17 protein-coding genes are annotated in these 18804 nt (G+C 43.5%); 7 read left to right on the forward strand and 10 right to left on the reverse strand.

Annotated features, from left to right (window positions below; all coding sequences use genetic code 11):
• Nucleotides 1-84 precede the first annotated feature (84 nt).
• From ctpC to V7K30_RS05040, 3 genes are all read right to left on the reverse strand, one after another.
• Nucleotides 85-1368: a carboxyl-terminal processing protease CtpC gene (gene ctpC / locus V7K30_RS05030; protein ID WP_334997708.1), complete on the reverse strand. Its 1284-nt coding sequence runs from the start codon at nucleotides 1366-1368 to the stop codon at nucleotides 85-87.
• Nucleotides 1369-1623: 255 nt separating this feature from the next.
• Nucleotides 1624-2850: a (E)-4-hydroxy-3-methylbut-2-enyl-diphosphate synthase gene (gene ispG, locus V7K30_RS05035; RefSeq protein ID WP_334997710.1), complete on the reverse strand. Its 1227-nt coding sequence runs from the start codon at nucleotides 2848-2850 to the stop codon at nucleotides 1624-1626.
• Between the two features lie 35 nt (nucleotides 2851-2885).
• Complete coding sequence (locus tag V7K30_RS05040) at nucleotides 2886-3011, reverse strand: hypothetical protein (RefSeq protein ID WP_334997712.1); 126 nt, start codon at nucleotides 3009-3011, stop codon at nucleotides 2886-2888.
• Nucleotides 3012-3175: 164 nt separating this feature from the next.
• Between V7K30_RS05040 and V7K30_RS05045 the strand changes: the two genes are divergently transcribed.
• Nucleotides 3176-3394, forward strand: coding sequence for a hypothetical protein (locus V7K30_RS05045; protein WP_118163017.1), 219 nt, complete (start codon nucleotides 3176-3178; stop codon nucleotides 3392-3394).
• Between the two features lie 281 nt (nucleotides 3395-3675).
• Complete coding sequence (locus V7K30_RS05050) at nucleotides 3676-4710, forward strand: isochorismatase (RefSeq protein WP_334997714.1); 1035 nt, start codon at nucleotides 3676-3678, stop codon at nucleotides 4708-4710.
• Nucleotides 4711-4813: 103 nt separating this feature from the next.
• On the opposite strand, the gene V7K30_RS05055 is transcribed toward V7K30_RS05050, so the two are convergent.
• The gene (locus tag V7K30_RS05055; protein WP_334997716.1) at nucleotides 4814-5728 is read right to left on the reverse strand and encodes a LysM peptidoglycan-binding domain-containing M23 family metallopeptidase; all 915 of its coding nucleotides are present in this window, start codon (nucleotides 5726-5728) and stop codon (nucleotides 4814-4816) included.
• Nucleotides 5729-5978: 250 nt separating this feature from the next.
• Here V7K30_RS05055 and V7K30_RS05060 point away from each other — a divergent pair, with 250 nt between their 5' ends.
• The gene (locus tag V7K30_RS05060) at nucleotides 5979-7187 is read left to right on the forward strand and encodes an HhoA/HhoB/HtrA family serine endopeptidase (protein WP_334997718.1); all 1209 of its coding nucleotides are present in this window, start codon (nucleotides 5979-5981) and stop codon (nucleotides 7185-7187) included.
• Nucleotides 7188-7530: 343 nt separating this feature from the next.
• Here V7K30_RS05060 and V7K30_RS05065 read toward each other — a convergent pair whose 3' ends face one another.
• The 3 genes from V7K30_RS05065 to ispD form a co-directional block, all read right to left on the reverse strand.
• A complete protein-coding gene (locus V7K30_RS05065) occupies nucleotides 7531-7878 on the reverse strand; it encodes a DUF760 domain-containing protein (RefSeq protein ID WP_292873506.1) in 348 nt (115 codons plus the stop codon).
• A gap of 188 nt (nucleotides 7879-8066) precedes the next feature.
• Complete coding sequence (gene scpB, locus V7K30_RS05070) at nucleotides 8067-8609, reverse strand: SMC-Scp complex subunit ScpB (RefSeq protein ID WP_334997721.1); 543 nt, start codon at nucleotides 8607-8609, stop codon at nucleotides 8067-8069.
• A gap of 184 nt (nucleotides 8610-8793) precedes the next feature.
• Nucleotides 8794-9477, reverse strand: a complete 684-nt coding sequence (gene ispD, locus V7K30_RS05075) for a 2-C-methyl-D-erythritol 4-phosphate cytidylyltransferase (RefSeq protein ID WP_334997723.1) — start codon at nucleotides 9475-9477, stop codon at nucleotides 8794-8796.
• A gap of 69 nt (nucleotides 9478-9546) precedes the next feature.
• On the opposite strand from ispD, the gene V7K30_RS05080 reads away from it, so the two are divergent.
• Complete coding sequence (locus tag V7K30_RS05080; RefSeq protein WP_334997725.1) at nucleotides 9547-10506, forward strand: glycosyltransferase family 9 protein; 960 nt, start codon at nucleotides 9547-9549, stop codon at nucleotides 10504-10506.
• 444 nt (nucleotides 10507-10950) lie between these two features.
• Here the strand turns inward: V7K30_RS05080 and V7K30_RS05085 are convergent, their stop codons facing one another.
• Complete coding sequence (locus tag V7K30_RS05085) at nucleotides 10951-11421, reverse strand: CRR6 family NdhI maturation factor (RefSeq protein ID WP_334998153.1); 471 nt, start codon at nucleotides 11419-11421, stop codon at nucleotides 10951-10953.
• Between the two features lie 117 nt (nucleotides 11422-11538).
• Entirely contained in the window at nucleotides 11539-11913 is a 375-nt protein-coding gene (locus tag V7K30_RS05090) for a DUF6632 domain-containing protein (protein WP_334997727.1), read from the reverse strand.
• Between the two features lie 673 nt (nucleotides 11914-12586).
• On the opposite strand from V7K30_RS05090, the gene V7K30_RS05095 reads away from it, so the two are divergent.
• Nucleotides 12587-13033 (forward strand): Fur family transcriptional regulator, encoded by a 447-nt coding sequence (locus V7K30_RS05095; protein WP_334997729.1) that lies wholly within the window; start codon nucleotides 12587-12589, stop codon nucleotides 13031-13033.
• 58 nt (nucleotides 13034-13091) lie between these two features.
• On the opposite strand, the gene V7K30_RS05100 is transcribed toward V7K30_RS05095, so the two are convergent.
• The gene (locus V7K30_RS05100) at nucleotides 13092-16124 is read right to left on the reverse strand and encodes a pentapeptide repeat-containing protein (RefSeq protein WP_334997731.1); all 3033 of its coding nucleotides are present in this window, start codon (nucleotides 16122-16124) and stop codon (nucleotides 13092-13094) included.
• A 143-nt stretch (nucleotides 16125-16267) separates the two neighbouring features.
• Here V7K30_RS05100 and V7K30_RS05105 point away from each other — a divergent pair, with 143 nt between their 5' ends.
• A complete protein-coding gene (locus V7K30_RS05105) occupies nucleotides 16268-18016 on the forward strand; it encodes a DUF3685 domain-containing protein (protein WP_334998155.1) in 1749 nt (582 codons plus the stop codon).
• A 25-nt stretch (nucleotides 18017-18041) separates the two neighbouring features.
• A complete protein-coding gene (locus V7K30_RS05110; protein WP_334997733.1) occupies nucleotides 18042-18749 on the forward strand; it encodes a diacylglycerol/polyprenol kinase family protein in 708 nt (235 codons plus the stop codon).
• The last annotated feature ends 55 nt before the right edge of the window (nucleotides 18750-18804 follow it).

The following is an 18804-nucleotide window of genomic DNA, read 5'->3' on the forward strand; positions in this document are numbered from 1 at the left end:
TTAGGAGTTAGAAGTTATAAGTTGACAATGATGGTTTTTATTCCTAACTCCTCACTATTCACTCCTAACTTCATTCCTAACTCTTCATTTTTCTGCTGAAGCTGTGCCCTTAGCAGCAATTTGTTTACCAATGACTTCCACTGCTTTAGCGAATTGGGGGTCTGCTAGGGTAGCAAGTTTGTCACGTTGATGAAGCCACAAGTCCTCCATCTGCGCTTTGGTCAAATCTACCTTCACATCTGGAGCAATACCTTTATGATTAATATCTGTACCGTTGGGGGTATAGTAATGAGCAATTGTTACCGCCAATCCTGAGCCATCTTCCAAGGGACGCACCGATTGCACTAGTCCCTTACCAAAGGTTTGAGTACCAACCAAAGTGGCACGCTTATTATCCTGCAAAGCCCCTGAGAGGATTTCACTTGCACTGGCTGAACCTTTATCTACCAGCACCACCAACGGTTTATTCGTCAAGGCGCGTCCGTTGGCCTCTTCTTTTTCTGCCTCTCCTTGACGTTCAACGGTGGAGACAATCTTACCTTTATCTATCCACATCCGGGCAATGTCTACACTTGAGAAGAGTAAGCCACCGGGATTACCACGCAAATCCAGAATATATCCAGCTACCCGTTTGGTTTCTAAATCCTTGATCGCTATTTGCATTTCTTTACCAGCATTGGCGCTGAACTGGTTCAGGCGAATGTAACCAAGATTACCTGCTGGAGTTTTCTTTTGGGAAAACTTAACTGGATGGATTTCAATCCGCGCCCGTTTGATGTCAAATTCTTTTGTCTGATCATCGCGCCCAATTGTCAAGCTGACTTGTGTTCCTGCTTCACCCCTAATCAAGGATACTGCCTGATTGGTATCCATCCCCTTGGTGTTTTTGCCATTGATTTTGAGGATAATATCTTTCGCCAAAATACCAGCTTTAAAAGCTGGTGTATCTTCGATTGGCGCAATTACAACCAGTTGCTTCGTTTTTTCATCCTGACTAATCGTGATTCCAATGCCTGTGAGTTCTCCAGATGTATCCACTTGCATACTCTTAAATTCCTCTGGGTCCATAAACCGGGTGTATGGGTCTTGTAGCTTTTTGAGCATTTCCCGAATGGATTTATACGCTTCCTGTGGATTAGTGTAGGACTTGCTCAAGTATTCCTTACGAACAGCCTGCCAATCTACCTGATTAAAAGTACCGTCTACATATTGGCGTTGAACAATTTGCCAAACTTCATCTACTAATTCTTTGGGACTTGCTTTAAATAAAGCCTGACCTCGCGAGTGAATGCCAAGGCTAGTAACAGCGATCGTGGAGAGTGTCACTGCCGTAGCACCCAAAACAAGCCTACTTTTTGTAATCACCATAATGACAGCTGCGTCAGAGGGAAAATATATAGTCAGTATGCTCAATCTAACACAGGCTACCACTGTACAGACCAAGTATGTATCCCTAATTTAAACAAAATACTTGACAATCCGGCGAACTTGGGGAGTGGGGAATGGGGAATGGGGAATGGGGCATTGGGCATTGGTTATTCTCCTTGTCTCCCTCTCCCTGATCTTCCCCTGCTCCCCCTACTCCCTGCTCCCTACTCCCCACTCCCTACTCGCCTAGCCCCTTTAAGGTTCTACCCAGCGTTCATCCCCTTTAATGAGGTTAATTAATTCCTCTACACCTTTGTCTTCTGGGACTTTTTTAATTTCTTCTCGACCACGATACAAAGAAATGTAACCAGGGGTTTTGCCAACATAACCATAGTCGGCATCTGCCATTTCTCCGGGGCCATTGACAATGCAACCCATAACTGCAATGTCTAGCCCAGTTAAGTGTTTAGTGGCTTCCCGAACTTTGTGTAGCACTTCCTCTAGGTTAAACAAAGTACGTCCACAGGAAGGACAAGCGACGTATTCCACCATCGTTTTTCGCAATCCCAAAGCTTGGAGAATGCTGTAACAGACGGGAATTTCTTTTTCTGGTGCTTCTGTTAGTGAGACGCGAATTGTATCACCAATGCCATCAGCAAGTAAGGTAGCAATACCAGCCGTGGATTTAATTCGCCCGTATTCACCATCACCGGCTTCCGTAACGCCTAAATGTAACGGGTAATCCATACCCAGGTCATCCATGCGCTTGGCAATGAGGCGATAGGCGGCTAACATCACTGGGACTCGTGAGGCTTTCATGGAAATAACCAAATTGTGGAAATCCAAAGATTCACAGATACGAATGAATTCTATGGCAGATTCCACCATGCCTTCAGGGGTGTCACCGTAGGTAAATAGCATCCTTTCAGCGAGGGAACCGTGATTTACCCCAATTCGCATCGATTTACCTTGATCTCGCAAAGAAACTACCAGAGGTTCTAGGGTTTCGCGGATTTTTTCGCCAATTTCGTCAAATTCGGTTTTAGTATACTCAGTTCGATTGACGTTTGGCTTTTCAAACACATACAAGCCCGGATTAATCCGCACTTTTTCTATGTGCTTGGCGACTTCCACAGCGATTTTTAGCCCATTGTGATGGACATCAGCCACAATTGGCACGTCTTGGTAAGTTTTTATTAATTTTTGTTTAATTTCTGCTAAAGCTTTAGCATGAGCCATACTCGGCACTGTGACACGGACAATTTCGCAGCCAATTTCGTGCAGACGACGAATACCAGCCACGGAACCATCAATATCAAGAGTGTCTTCGTTAATCATTGACTGCACTACAACGGGGTAGCCACCGCCAATGGTGACATTTCCCACCTTTACGGGACGGGTTTTACGCCGCTTGATAGCTGTATCAAAAGTAGGTTGACTTGATGTAGTATTTGAAGTATCTATTATGGGCAGAGTTTGCATAACCTGATTAGGTAAATTTGCTGTAGCTAAAAATATCAGATTTGATAAATCTCTGTTTCCCAGATTGCCACAGGTAGTGGCTCTTTTGGACGATTAGGTAGAAAAAACATGGAGAATGAGACAGCACGACAGATAAAGAGCGATCGCTGAGTTTTGCTCATTTCTCAAGATATGCCGCCTTATAAGTTTTTTAGATTAATGAAGTGAGTAGCGATCGCTAAATCTATGTTTTAGTAATACAAATATACTATTAAGGAAAGAGGATGAGGAGCGATCGCACCTATCACCAGCTAAATTAGACTTATCACCAAATTCTTTGACGCCCATGCTAGAAAAAACATCTACATTCCAGAAAGCTATAGAGGCGGTAGAAGCATTAGATCCAGAAGCTCAGGCTATTCTTGTGGATATTATCCAAAAGCGCCTCAAACAACAGCGACGGGATGACCTATTAAAAGAAATCGCGCAAGCAGAGAGTGATTATGCTCAAGGTAATGTCCGGCGTGGTTCAGTTGCAGATTTGATGGCGGAGTTGGACGAGTGAAAAATTTGCTTTGGAGTCCGACTTTTGTTCGTGCTTTTAAGCGTGTAGTCAAGAAAAATCCTGAATTACGTAGTCACAACCTAAAAGGTGATTCATCGGATAGATACTCATGTTCAATTGATTATCGTAATCGGATTTTATTTAAATTTGTTATAAATCCTGAATCAGGAGAGGAAGAAATTTTGTTGCTAACTTTAGGTTCCCACGATGACGTTTACTAAATTTAGCATTATTTTGAACTAAGGTAAGCCTAATAATTAGAAAATAAGTACAGATTTTAGATGAATACCCAAACAACAACCCAACTATCCATTCCTCCGCATTTTAACCCCAATAAGGTAGGCGAAGTCTGGCGTGTACCTTACCAAGAACGTGCCGCCGAAGCTGAAATCTGGGCAAAACAACACGATATCAAACCTGCATCTTTAGATAAAACCAGCATTTGCTTACTATTAATTGATGTCCAAAACACTTTCTGCATTCCTGGATTTGAATTATTTGTAGGTGGAAAATCTGGAAGTGGAGCAGTGGATGATAACGTGAGATTATGTGAATTTATTTATCGCAACTTGGGAGTAATTACAAAAATTGTACCTACTTTAGATACCCACAAAGCAACGCAAATTTTCCATCCGATATTTTGGGTGAACGCCGCCGGAGAACATCCCACTCCAGCAGCGACTAGCATCACTGCTGAAGATATTGAACAAGGTATCTGGAAAGTTAACCCAGCAGTTGCTGACAGTATTACTAACGGGAATTACGAACTATTAGAAAAACACGCTTATCATTACGTTAAGCAACTAAGTCAAGACGGTAAATATCCCCTCACTGTTTGGCCTTATCATTCTATGTTGGGTGGTATTGGTCATGCTTTAGTTCCAGCGGTGGAAGAAGCGATATTTTTCCACTGCATTGCTCGTCAGAGTCAGACGCAATTTGAAATAAAAGGTGAAAATCCCTTAACAGAAAACTATTCCATCTTACGTCCAGAAGTGTTGGAAGATTTTGAGCAACGTCCACTTGCTCAAAAGAATACACGCTTGATTAAACAACTTTTAGAATTTGATGTTGTCATTATCGGTGGTCAAGCTAAAAGTCACTGTCTCGCCTGGACAATCGACGATTTATTAACAGAAATTAAACAGGTAGATGCTACCCTTGCTAAAAAAATCTATCTGCTAGAAGATTGCACTTCCCCTGTTGTTGTTCCCGGTGTTGTAGACTACACAGAACAGGCAGATGCGGCATTTGCAAGGTTTGCAGAGGCAGGAATGCACATCGTAAAATCTAGCAAATTTGGGAATTGGGCATAGGGCAATTCAATTTTGGATTTTGGATTTTAAATTTTGGATTAAATTTCAATCTAAAATCCAAAATCTAAAATTTAAAATTCTTGCTCCCCTATTCCCGACTTCCTCATTTTTTCAAATAACCCTTTGGATCTTCCGCTACCCAACCCAGAGATGAGCTAGAACGCATTTCAAAATGGAGATGGGGTTGACTGGAACTTGGTTTTCCACTAGTGCCTACCGTTCCCAGTAAGTCTCCTTTTTTCACTTGCTGACCGACAGTAACTTTGATATTGTCAAGTTGAGCATAACGGCTTTGGAGTCCGCCACTGTGGTTGATAATGACCAACTTGCCATAAGAACCTTGGTCGTTGGCAAAGGCTACGGTTCCAGGCGCGATCGCTAGCACATTAGTACCCACTGCTGCTAATAAATCAACACCACTATGAAAGAAAACTTCACCTGTAGCAGGATTAATTTGCCAGCCGTAAGCTAATGCTACAGTTGCTACTTGTGCCAAGGGATATCCCGACAGGGATGCACGGTTTTGCCTACCTGCATCAGTAGGTAAAGGGGACTTAGTTACAACACCATTGGGCGACCAATTTACCCCCGGAACAAACACGATTCTGGGGTCTTGTTGGCAGCCATTCACCTCAAAAAGGCTATCAGCACGAACTTTGTATTTTGCCGCTACTTGTCGCCAAGTTTCACCGCGAGGCACTTCGACTACAACCCCATTGTAGGGAGGAATCTGAAGTACACTACCAACGGCAGCGTAGGTGGAACCCGCCGTAGGCATCGCACCGTTTTGCAAAGCTGGATTCATGCCGATAATAGTTGTGGGAATGAGATTATAGCGCTGCGCTATGCTCTCCAAAGTTTCGCCACGAACAACTTTATGGCGTTGGAAGCGAGACAAGGCTGGAGTTGGGCAACCATCGACAGCAGCGTTGGCGTTATTGGAGTTTGGCAGTATGGATACTAAGCCCAAGGCGCTAACTAAGCTACAGAGAAACAGTTGACGAAAAAGTGAAGTCATGTATACACGTCAAGAGCGCATTAACTTTAGATTTTAGATGGGAAGACTGGGGAGTGGGGGAGCAAGAATTTTAGATTTTAGATTTTGGATTTTAGATTGAAATTTAATCCAAAATTTAAAATCCAAAATCCAAAATTGAATTGCCCAATACCCAATGCCCAATTTCTAGTAAATTGATCTGTCCACTTGCCGTTAGCTTGACTACACTTAGAAATTAGCAACTGCATTGCTGTCCTTGAGCAAAACGATTATGAAGTTATCTTTAAAGCAACTGGGCGTTTATGTGTTCTTACTGGTGTTCGGCTGTGGTGCAGGTTTGTTTGGCAGTCGCTATCTCCTGCTACAAAATCCCTCGTTCCAACAGTTAAGAAATGTTACAATGGCTTTGCCTCCAGAATCCATAGCTCCGAATTCTCCTAATGGATCGGTTGGGGCTACTGGGGGTGACAATGTAAATTTTATTGCGATGGCAGTGCAAAAAGTTGGCCCGGCTGTGGTGCGAATTAATGCCACTCGCAAAGTCGCCAATCCCATCTCTGACGCATTAAAAAATCCCCTCTTGCGGCGATTCTTTGGAGAGGATGAGCAACCAATTCCTCAAGAACGGATTGAGCGCGGTACAGGATCGGGATTTATTTTGAGCGAAGATGGAGAATTACTCACCAACGCTCATGTGGTAGCAGATACAGATACAGTACAAGTCACCCTCAAGGATGGTCGGAGTCTAGAGGGGAAGGTGGTAGGAGTTGATACTGTGACAGATGTGGCAGTGGTGAAAATAAAAGCGAATCATTTACCGACTGTGAAACTGGGTAATTCGCAAAACTTAATACCAGGAGAATGGGCGATCGCTATTGGCAATCCTCTGGGTTTAGATAATACTGTCACTATCGGCATCGTCAGCGCTACGGATCGCACCAGCGCTCAAGTTGGTGTCCCAGATAAGCGAGTCACCTTTATCCAAACTGATGCCGCAATTAACCCTGGTAATTCTGGTGGCCCCTTGTTAAACGCCCAAGGTGAAGTGATTGGTATTAACACTGCCATTCGCGCTGATGCTCAAGGACTCGGTTTCGCCATCCCCATTGAAACCGCCGCCCGCATCGCCAATGAACTTTTTACCAAAGGGCATGTGGAACATCCCTTTTTGGGTATTGAGATGGCAGACCTTTCTCCCATCAGAAAACAGCAGATTAATCAAGAAAATCAACTGAACATTCAGCAGGATGCTGGAATTGTGATTAGAGGAGTCACAGACGATTCCCCAGCCAAGCGTGGAGGACTGCTTCCTGGAGACGTGATTCAAAAATTTAACGGTAAACCAGTCAAAACCTCAGCCCAAGTTCAGAGGCTGGTAGAGTCCAGCAAAGTTGGGGACATTTTAGCAATCGAAGTCAACCGTAGCGGTAAAATTCAGACGTTCAAAGTACAATCAGGAGCTTATCCTGAAAGGAAGTAGTCAGACAATTTTGGATTTTAGATTTTGGATTTTGAATTGACCTCACGGATAAATCCGCTTGCTCTGTACCATCAAGGAATCATTGGTCAAAATAATTCGTAATTGATAATGACGCTCTCTAAAAGGCGCTGCGCTAGCGTCTCTAAGAGTTGCTATGCCAAGGGCTTGACGCTGAACTAACGTAATTCGTAGTCGTAATCAGTGCTGTGCTGTGTACTCTCCACTACCTTGTTAACCACCAGATCAAAGATTTTGGCGGTAACTCTGTACCCTCTTAATTACGAATTACGAATTACGAATTATTTGGTCAATAGTCCTAGAATGTTTGACTACTGACTATTGATTATTGACCATTAGACAAATGCTCTAACTGCATTCTTTGTTCCATCTGGCGCAGAAAATACCCCGTCATCATGGCCGACGCTAGAAGCCCAGCTAAGTTCTCCCGATCTGTTGTAATTTGCACGTTAAAATTTTCTGCCGGGAGCATTCCTACTAGCCCTTGGACATTTTGCGAAATGATTTGTTTAATTTCGGGACTGGCGGACTGAGCAATCCTCGCTAAAACATCAGGAGACTGATGCTGTAGATATTTGAGTAACTGATTGGGGTATTGCTCAGAGTGGTCTGAAAGAAGTTGATTAGGGTGTTCCTCAGAGTTGTCATTCAAAAAGTCAGGATTAAACACCATTGGCAGTTTTATTTAGCTTAATTGCTAACTCTACTCTAAACCATAGTACAAGGGTAGCGCATTCACCACAGGTATAAGTCATTGGGCATGGGCCAAACAGGGCAATTCAATTTTGGATTTTGGATTTTAAATTTTGGATTAAATTTCAATCTAAAATTCAAAATCTAAAATTCTTGCTCCCCCACTCCCTATTCCCCACTCGCTACTCCCTTCAGTTCTAGTTCTAGTTCTAGTTGTTCTTCCTTTTGGCTGGTGGAAAGTATTTGCGGGAGTTGTTCGATTTGGAAATACTGATGAAATTTCGGCGTTACTTGGAGTGAATAGGAGCGAGAATCACTGTCTCGGCGCTTTCGGATGAAACCAAGTTCAACGAGTTCTGGAACGTGCTGATATACCCCTGAACCGCGCAGGTTAATCAAGTCGCTCTGGAGTATGGGACTATTGAGGGCGATCGCTGCCAAAGTCCTTAATGCACCTAATCCCAACTCTACTGGGATCATAGTTTGCACTAAGTCATGAAAGTCAGACCGTAGTTGCAAACTGTAACCATCTGGAGTTTCTATTACCTCTAGGGCGCTATCTCGGTGGGCATAGTTGTCCATTAGTTCAATTATGCCTTCTTTGACAGTGGCGCGATCGCACGCGGCATACTCGGCGATTTCGCCGAGCGACAAGGGTTTACCCTTTAAATAGAGAATTGCTTCTATCTTCGTCGCTGTGGCTGTAATCATTTAGTCATTGGGCATTGGGCATTGGGCATTGATACATGAGAACTAACAATCAACAAGTGTGTGGGATTATATCCTAAATTGTCAAAATATTGTTTGAAACTCTCAAATTTGGGATTGGGCATTGGGCATTGGTTATTTACCCTATTCCCCACTCCCTATTCCCCACTCCCCATTCCCCACCCCCTCAAAAGCCTCTACTTGTGAGAATAAATTCTGCGATCGCTAAATCTTGTGGAGTCGTCACTTTTAAATTTGTCTCTTCTCCCTCGACAATTCGGACTTCAATACCGCACTTTTCAAATAAAGCGGCATCGTCAGTTACTTCCCAACCTTGACGGACACCTTCAGCATGGCACTGTTTCAACAACTTGACATCAAATCCTTGGGGAGTTTGTGCCGCCCATAATTGTCGTCTGTCGGGTGTTTCTTGAATTATGCCTTGTTCATCGACAACTTTGATGGTGTCTTTGACGGGTACACCAGCAATTAAACCGGGACAGTGGCGAATCGCATTGGCACAAGAGTTAAATAAATCTGGTGTGGCCAGGCATCTGGCCCCATCATGAATCAATACTTGTTCTGCGGCTACTGGCAGGGACTGCAAGCCATTGTAAACAGATTCTTGGCGGGTGGAGCCACCTTGAATCAATTCCACTGGTTTAGTCAGCTTGAGATCGGCGAGAATTGCGTTGAAGTCTGGCCAATCGGTTGGTTGAGAAATAATCCCGATCCAACTGATTGTAGTGGCGGCTTCTGCGGCTAATAGAGTCCAAGCAATAATTGGTTGCGATCGCACTTTCAGCAGGAGTTTATTGCGGTTACTCCCCATTCTTTTTCCGATTCCCGCAGCTGGAATTAGTAAATACACAGAATTCCTCAATCTTTAAGCTATATATTTTCCCCTAAAATAGGGAGCGAGTAAGCGTCAATAAATATTATGCGAGTAGTAGCCCTTGTACCTGGCGGAATTGGCGACCAAATTCTCTTCTTTCCGACTCTAGATGACCTAAAGCGCAATTACCCTAACGCTCAGATAGATGTCGTTGTTGAACCCCGGTCAAAGGCTGCCTACCGAGTGAGCAAGTCAGTTCACGAGGTACTGACCTTTGATTTTAAAGACCGTAACAGTCTGGCAGATTGGGGTAACTTGGTGGGCACAATTCGCGATCGCGAATACGATGTTGCCATTGCTGTGAAGCAAAATTGGTTGGTGGGTCTTTTACTCTGGTTGACAGGAATTCCTATACGCATTGGCTACCAAGGCAAAGGATCGGTTTTTCTGACCCATGCTGTGCCATTCAAACCATCTCAGTATGGGGCGGAAGTATATCACGATTTGCTGCAACCATTAAGCATAAAAACCCCTGTCCCAGAGTTAGCAGTAAATGTGCCAAAGTCAGATATTGACTGGGCAGAAAAGGAACAAAAACGCTTAGGGGTAAATGAAACAGGCTATATCTTGATTCATGGCGGTTCTGGCCAGTTAGCCCAGGCTAAAGAACTGGATAAAATCTACCCTGTCGAGAAGTGGCACCAAATTATTCAAGCCTTCCAAGATAAGCAACCGGATCTGCCTGTGGTGGTCATTAAGGGCCTTGACGATGAGCAGTTTGTGCGATCGCTTCTGGACTCCTCTCCAGATATCAAGGTGACTGCCCCAGATGATATTGGCAAGTTAACTGCCATAATTGCTGGGGCAAATTTGATGTTGTCTACTGATAGTGCCGCACTACAACTGAGTGTTGCAGTCCAAACCTATACCATCGCCCTGTTTGGGCCCACTAATCCAGCTAAGTTGTTGCCGAAAAACGATAAATTCCTGGCCATTGAATCCCCCACGGGAAAAACGGCGGATGTTTCACCAAACGCAGTTTTGGAGAAAATTTGGGGTGGCTAAACCAGCAGTTCGTCCCAATCAATTTCTGCAATCACTCTATTGGATATCCAATGTAATTATGTGTTTGTTGAATGACCGCAAAACCTGGACGTGACAGCTAGATTTTGCGGTTATATCATGTCCAGATAATTTAGTCATGATTCCCATAGTCATTGCACCCCACCCCGCCAAAGCTACGCTTTGTCTCCCCTCCCGAAGAGTGGGGAGGGGATTAAGGGGAGCCAGTGCAGTCTTCTCCCTACAGCCCTTCTCCTAAAGGAGACGCTCTTGCGAACGGGCATCCTACGGCGGGCGCTAGCCTCTCCCAATGTGAGAAGGGGAGACGATGCCGCGCATAGCGCAGCGTTAGCGAGTCCGCGTTCGCGCAGCGTCTCGTAGAGAGCGTCTGGGGTCTCCCCAAGTGGAGCATCTGGCGTGTGGGGTTCTTCGGGTGTTTATTCAGGATTAAAATATGTCAAAAAAAGCATCATCTAATTCATAACCCAGCATTTGGGCCATGGACTTCAGCCGCGAGAGGCTGGGGATGTCCTGCTGTTTGAGCCAATCACCTAAAATAAAGATTTTGTGCATCAAAAATATTTCTAAGGCTTCAGGATTGTACTGAATGCCTTCTTGAGAACTGAACTGGTGTGGTACAAGCATGGCGGCATAACGAGCAAACTCTCCAGCTTTCCAATCTAGTAAAAATGCTAACCAGGGGTATTTGGCATCTAGGCGCACAAACCACAGCCGCACCTCTGGAATTTCTGAGAGTTCCCGTGGATCACCAAGTTCGAGATCGTAATTGATATCAAAGCGTAGCTGCTGTTCATGGGATGCGGCCCCATCTTGCAGCAGTTGTTCAATCACCGTTGACGCAGGCGACAGATCCAGATTGTTAATGAAGTCATTATTGAGTGCGATCGCGATTGTCATTGATTCAGCAGCCACTTTCTTGATGCTCAACTGTAGGATCGACAATCTACAGTAGCAGCTTTCAGGGATTGACGCTAGCTAGATGGACTTTCAGTAGCACAAAATCTTCTTGACGAATCAATTAGACACTACTTTACGCGGCGTAAGGAAGGCAAGGACAATTACCACCAATAACAATACCGGAACATCACCAAAGAGGTGTCCACGTTCAGCAGGATCAATTACTGCTTGTACCGCCATAATTAGCCCGTGGACTAAACTTGACCAAACAGTGAACCAGATTAAACTAAGGTTCGCTTCTGGTTGTCGAGAAGCCAATAGCAAAAAGACACCAAGCGTCGCATAAACACCAATGATCATTTGTTCATATTCGGACTGACCAGGTTGCCATAACCAGCCTGATGCCCATATCTTCGTCAGCGGATAAATAAGTAAAAAGGCAATTCCGACAATAATGAGAGTGATTTGTAAGTAACGATGACGCTCATCCATTGCTCTAACCTCTGCTATTTTCCGGTGCAGTCTCTATCAAAAAAATTGCTTAGTTTGTAATATTATCCTCACTAGTGACACTTCAGTTTTGAAGTGTTAGAAATTTTAATGCTTTATTCATTACTTTAGCAAAGAACTCTAGCTCTATTAGGCGGTGTTGCATAATAGAGATACCCGTTTACGTCATTATCTCGCAGGACTACAGACGCTCCTAACGTCGCTACCGCTTCGCTATCGAAAAAAATTATGCTATTCCAAAGCACTAGACATGCTTAAATACTCAATTTAATTGTTACTTAACTATTTGCAATACAAGTAAATACCCGTATTTAACTGATTCATCCCGCATTTATGCAACGCCAACAATTACTACACGATTAACATGGTATGCCATTAGAATCAGCCTACTTGGGAAAGGCAACGCCTGCCCCAAGGTGGACATTTACAGCAATTTTAAGTTAAAGTTGTAATGAGTTTGTTTTAGATTAAGGTCTGACAAAGTAGCCATCAACAAGGAAAAAAATAAATCATTATCGCCACCTGTTACTTCCGCAGCATCAAAAGCCAAAACATAAGTACAGGTAGAACAATGATGTGCAATATTATTGCATATATTAAATAAACAATAAACATTGAAATGGGAAAATTCCCTTAACAGTTAACAAGCTGTAATATGCAAAAACAAACAATTTCTACAAAACCAATTCGTTCTCTAGAAGACGCGCTTGAGCGGTGTCAAATCCTGGGTATGCGCGTCAGTCGTCAGCGTCGCTTTATTCTGGAATTACTTTGGCAAGCAAATGAACATCTTTCTGCTAGAGAGATTTACGATCGCTTGAACCAACAAGGTAAAGAGATCGGTCATACCTCTGTTTATCAAAATTTAGAAGCATTATCTAGTCAGTGCATCATTGAGTGTATTGAACGCTGTGATGGCCGTTTGTACGGCAATATCAGTGACTCTCACAGTCATGTCAACTGTATAGATACAAATCAAATTCTTGATGTTCATGTGGAACTGCCAGAAGATTTTCTTCGCAAAATTGAAGAACAAACAGGAGTGCGGATTACTGAGTACAGTATTAACTTTTTTGGCTACCGCAACTCACAAGAAAGCTGATAATAGTTAGGAGTTGGGAGTTAGGAGTCTGGATTCTAGCTTCACTAGGCAATAAAACCTAATAACCATTACTATCATCAATGGAGTTATTGCCAAAAACTGTCTCATCATCGGCATCATCATATAAATCTACTGGTAAAATCGTGCCTTCGCAGCTTTCAATTAGTCCGATCGCAGAAGTTTTGTTCCAATTAACATCTGTGTTTGCCGTAATTATTACGGTGTTTAAGAAGCGTTGCTGCGATGCCTGCGGCGGTAAACTACGCAAATGTTTCTGTCTTTGAAACGACTCTCTGGAGAACAAAGCACCATTATCAGCGGCCAATTTTTTATCAGCCTCAGCGAGAATGGCATCAAATAAGCAGGCGTTGGTGAGATTAGCTGAATTAATATTTGTCGCCATAAGGTTAGCCTGTTGCAGGTTTGCGCCTGTGAGGTTAGCCTGTTGGAGGTTTGCACCTCTGAGGTTTGCTTGTTGCAAATTTGCGCCTGCGAGGTTCGCCTGTTGCAAATTGGCTCCAGCTAAATTCGCCCCGATTAACTCCGCATTGGATAAGTTTGTCTGTTCAAGATTTACCCCCGTTAACATCACTTGTAATAAAGAGGCTCCCGATAAGTTGAGTCCAGCCAGAGACTTGATTCGGGTTGCGAAGGCACTTTTGTGCAAAACCGTTGTCTTAGCAATCAACGCACTTAGCGCCTCTGGATTGAATTCTGCTAAATTGACTGGATTACCGCAAGGCCAAAAAGGAACTTTTGTTTCTCGGTAGCAAGCACAAAGCAATAAAAACACATTCAGTCCCACCGCAGCATTCACCTGTTCAACATTCACCGGGTTTTGCAGTGCGTGAAAATGAGTCAAAGCTTTGTGGGCTATGCCTTCATCTAACCAACAGCCTTGACAGTAAGCACGCCAGAAAGACAAAAGACGTTGAAACAAAACTTCAAACGAAAATTTGTGCTTTTGCTGCCGGCGCAATCCAGCGATCGCCAATTCTTCAATTTCCTGGCTAAGTATCCCGTAACCTAGTAAATTGTAAATATGCTGGGCTAGTCCACTGGGAGAATCAAGCACAAAAGTGAGCGTACCATAAGCGTCATCTTGGCACTGAGTCAGAAATTTCAACTCAGCAGTCACAGCCTCAGCACAAAGAAATTCTCCTAACTTAATATGCGAAAACTCAATTAAACTACTTTTCGCTGCACTTTCTAAATGCCCAATTTTAAAATAAAGCCCTGGTAGACAATTAAATTCACCAGCCAAATTAATTTGATGACGTTGCGAGTGTAAAATTTTGAGAGCGATCGCTTGCATCTGCTTAAGTAAATCTTGGGGATGACGGACAGCGAGTAAATTAGCGATCGCTTCGGGAGTTCGGTGGATATGAGCCGAACCTGAGCGCAGTAGCATCGTCTTGATCCCACCAATTAGCGGATAGCCCAACAACCATCGACTCAAGCGATGATAAATTTCCCATAACAGAGAAGAATTTTGGATATTAGTAGCTAACTGCAATAGTTCATCATCTAGCAGTCCGTCGCGGTGCAAAATGCCCAACAAATGCAGCATTAGAGGTTGGCGGATCAGGGCAGATAATTCTCTTAACTTTGATTGGCTGGCAAATAAGTCTGCCTGTTTTAAGAATGTAAATAAATTTTGAGCCATAGGCAACGATTGCACTTTTGCCCACTGCTGAAACCATTGTTTGAGTTCGTCCCCATCCAATGGCTGAATAATAATTCGCCTCAACAATAGCGGTAGTTCAGAGACGATTTCCGGTAACGTCGTTGACCGACTTGTTAACACAATTTTGTGTCGGTGCTGAGATTGAAAGTTCAGCAGCTGCTGAATAAAAATTGCTTGTGCCCTTATACCCTGAGCAGAAGGGGGCAGTTCATCCAGACCATCCAGCAGCAACAGACAAGGGAGATTTTCTTGCTCTAACCAAGCTGAAAGATTAACAGGAAAGGCAGAATTTAGGGTTTCGATTAAAGTTTTACCATATTTTACATCTCGTAACCTAATTACTATCGGCATCCAAGTAGGGTAAAATTCCTGTGCTACCTGTGCTGCCCAAAGTTGGCAAAAACTAGTTTTTCCATAACCAGGTTCCGACTCAATGACAGCGATCGTTTCTAAATCAGTTAGCTGTTGCTGCGCCCATGTCTTTAAATCAACTGGTTTAACAGCTTTTTTTTCCTGCTCAGAAATACTTTCCTCTATTGGTAAGCCTTTTTGTGGCACATAGATATCCTTGAGGGCAAAGGATTCCATGAGCAACGGCATACTCAGGTTTTGAATCAAACTTGCACGATAATGTTCTCGGTGCAAATCTATTTTTTCATCGACCGTAGAACCAACTTCTGGGGTGATTAAACTGGGAGAGAATGAAATCCCCAAACGGAAAAATTTTTGCAGTTGGGCTAAAGGTGCAGCATTCTTGGTAACGACTACCAGTATGTCACCAGGAAGTGAGTTGCCTAAACGCTGTGTTAGGAGTTTAGCTTCAGGTTCCTCTGCACCATTGGCAACAAACCAAGCTATCGCAGCGTTATTTATTTGTTGCACCAGTAATGAATCTGTAACCAAAGACAGTGCTTGTTCAGCTTGAGTGTCAGTCAATTTACCTGGGCTGAGAGTTTTCAGCAATCCTTGCAGTTGCGGATCTTGAAGGGTGAGTTTACGCACTTCCTCTTTAAGTATGTGTGATTGGATGGGTATACTTGCCCGATCTAGCCACGGTCTTTGCAGGCTTGCTTCCTGCTCTAGAATTGCTTGCAAAGCCTGGAGATAGGCAATTTGAAACGCTAGCCATGTGCCTTCGTTACGTTTTAATGGTTTTTTTTGGCTGAGGCTACGCAACAGGTTTTCTGTCAACTGGGAAATCACACTGATTTCTTCCCAAACAATCCCTAAAGGCAGTTCTAAAACCTCTACCAAGGTACAGATATCAAAAGGCATGAGGCTTTTGACTTCCATATCCTGAACAATCCGGTAGGCAATACCTGCCAATTGCCCAGCTGAAAATCCTCTAATTTGATTGATTGCGATATAGCGTTCCGCCAACCAGTGCCGAATACTCAGGTTCATTTAATTACACAGTGAAGGCTGCCTATGGCAATTATGATCGATTTATCAGTTTGCGAAAACAGGTAACAATGGGGAAGACAAAGTTTTGTATCAAAGCTGTTTTCTGATTGGTAAAAAACAGTGCTTGTGTAATTGAGCAGACTATGAGCGATCGCCCGATAAAATTATTGTTAATCGACCAAGACCCGATTTTTCGTCTGGGATTACGGGTAGGTCTGGAAGCAATTCCTAACTTGCAAGCGATCGCAGTGGTAGAAACTGACACTGTTGCCTTGCAGATTTTAGCAGAAATTGCCCAAGAAGACCCAAATCAGGTAAATTTGGTGGTTTTGGAATTCGGGAATGGTCGCTCTCCCACCAGTCAACAGCTAGGTTTACAATTCTGTCGGCAACTCAGAGCCTTATATCCCAATCTGCCAATTTTGCTCCTCAGTTCTGTGCAAGAACAAGGACTGCTATTGGCTGCGAAATCTATTGGTGTAAATGGCTACTGTCCCAAAGGTACACCACTTCCTGAGTTAGTCGCCGCTATGCAAGAAGTTGCAGATGGTGGTTCCTATTGGTTTCGAGACACGGAAGTAATAATAACTCCTAACTCTTGTACAGACGCGATTAATCGCGTCTCCTCCCCACTGCCTTTCTTTAGACTGCGAAATAATTTGCGTTTGTCAGGAATTGCTCACATTGACGCTACCCTAGCCGCAGTAACAGCACAATTACAAGTTCCTGGATTACCAATACTAGATCGAGCAATTCTAGCTGGACGGCGGCGAGAACTGCTAGCGGCTCGTTGGTTGCTAAATCGGTTGCTGGTTTCATCAGAAGAAAGGCAAGAGGAACATATCCCCATTGCTGATCAGCCGCCTTTGATTCCTTCATTGAGTAGTGCCATTCAACTGTCACCTTTACTTAGTCCAGGAGCGCTACAATCTGCCTTGTTTGCATCTTGCGTTACCAAACTACAATTTCCTTTACGAAATGTCACAGATGTCCCTTTAGAAATTGACATCTTTCGTGAAGATAAAAAACGAGAATTACTTTATCTGATCCTGCAAAAATTGGCTGAACAGTTGGATGAACTGCGTGCTTCTCAAATAGAGATAAATCAATTATATGAAGTAAAAAATACCTTGATCCGCGACTTATGGCAAGTAGCAATCACAGATTTTTTTGGGAAGTTTTCTCAAATACAAATAGGGAATCAAAATATAATAATTGTTAATTTATTGCTGCAAAATGCAGAAGTTGTGCAAAGAGATATTCTCAATAAAATTCCGCTATTTTGTGAGTTGTATTCTTATCTAATATTTCAAACAGAATTGAACATTGATAATACCTCCTATCCAGTAGTGAGCGCCGAAGCTAAGTCCCAAGCATTAATGATTTTAGAGAATTTGTTGATTCAGGTAGCGAATGGGGTCGTGCAACCACTGCTAAATTCTTTAGCAGATGTAGAAGCGATTAAGCAAAATTTTTATGGCCGCCAATTGATTTCCACAAGAGAGATTGAACGGTTTAGAAATGATTTGTCGTGGAAATATCGATTAACTAATTATATAAATGAGCCAAAAGCCGTTTTTGAAAGTCGCTATGAGCTATTTGTAATTGCGCCTCGTGGTATTGCCAAGACTTCAGTTTATGCTCCTCGAAATCAGGAGTTAGAAAAACTTTCTAATATTCCTTTATTAGTGACATTGCTCCTAGAATTTAGTGATGCGATCGCACCGCGTTTAAAATCACTATTAGCATTTGTAGGTAGCGGTATAGTCTTCATTCTCACCCAAATAGTTGGTCGGGGTTTAGGTTTAATCGGTCGTGGTATTCTTCAAGGTATTGGCAGTGTTTCGTTAGTAGAAAAGAACCTGAGACGAAATAGCGATCGACCTAAATGAAAAAGAGGACGCGGGGACGCGGAGAATGACAAATGATTTTATTGGGCTAGCAATTTCTTATATTTACGCGACTAGTCTGCTCGTTATTGGCGAAGGACTGCGTAGGCTGTTTGCTGTGAAGCCAGATTTGACCCGCAAAGTGATCCATATTGGTGCAGGGATGTGGGTTTTCGGTGTCCTGCTGCTGTTTAACAACTGGGAAATCGGAATTATACCTTTTGCTACCTTTATCGGACTCAACTACTTGTTCTACCGCTACCGGCTCATTGGCGCAATGGATACCCAGGATAGCTCACCTGGTACAGTTTATTTTGCTATCTCAGTGACGCTGCTTTTCGGGCTACTATGGCGACCAGACGGGCCAGTAGATAGCGCCCCAATCGCCGTAGCTGGGATAATGGCGATGACCTGGGGTGATGCACTAGCAGCATTAATCGGCAAGCGCTTCGGGCAGCATAAATACCAAGTGGGAAATTCTGTGCGTTCCTGGGAGGGTTCGGCAGCAATGTTCGTAGCGAGTACAGTGGTGATTTTCTTGGTGCTATTGTTGCTACCAGGTTCATCGCTGAGTCCCCTGGCAAAACCTTTTAGTTTAGGATGGGCCTTGTTCACTACGGCAATAACCGCTACTTTCGCCACCCTAGCAGAGGCAGTCTCACCCCACGGCACAGATAACCTCAGCGTGCCTCTAGTAGCGGCTGGGGTAGTGTGGGTAGTAATGCAGGGGTTTTAAACCAAAATTTGTGGAAGATTACCTCGTTCCCAGTCTCCGACTGGGAATGCCTACC

Source organism: Nostoc sp., assembly GCF_036917655.1.
Taxonomy (GTDB): Bacteria; Cyanobacteriota; Cyanobacteriia; order Cyanobacteriales; family Nostocaceae; genus Nostoc.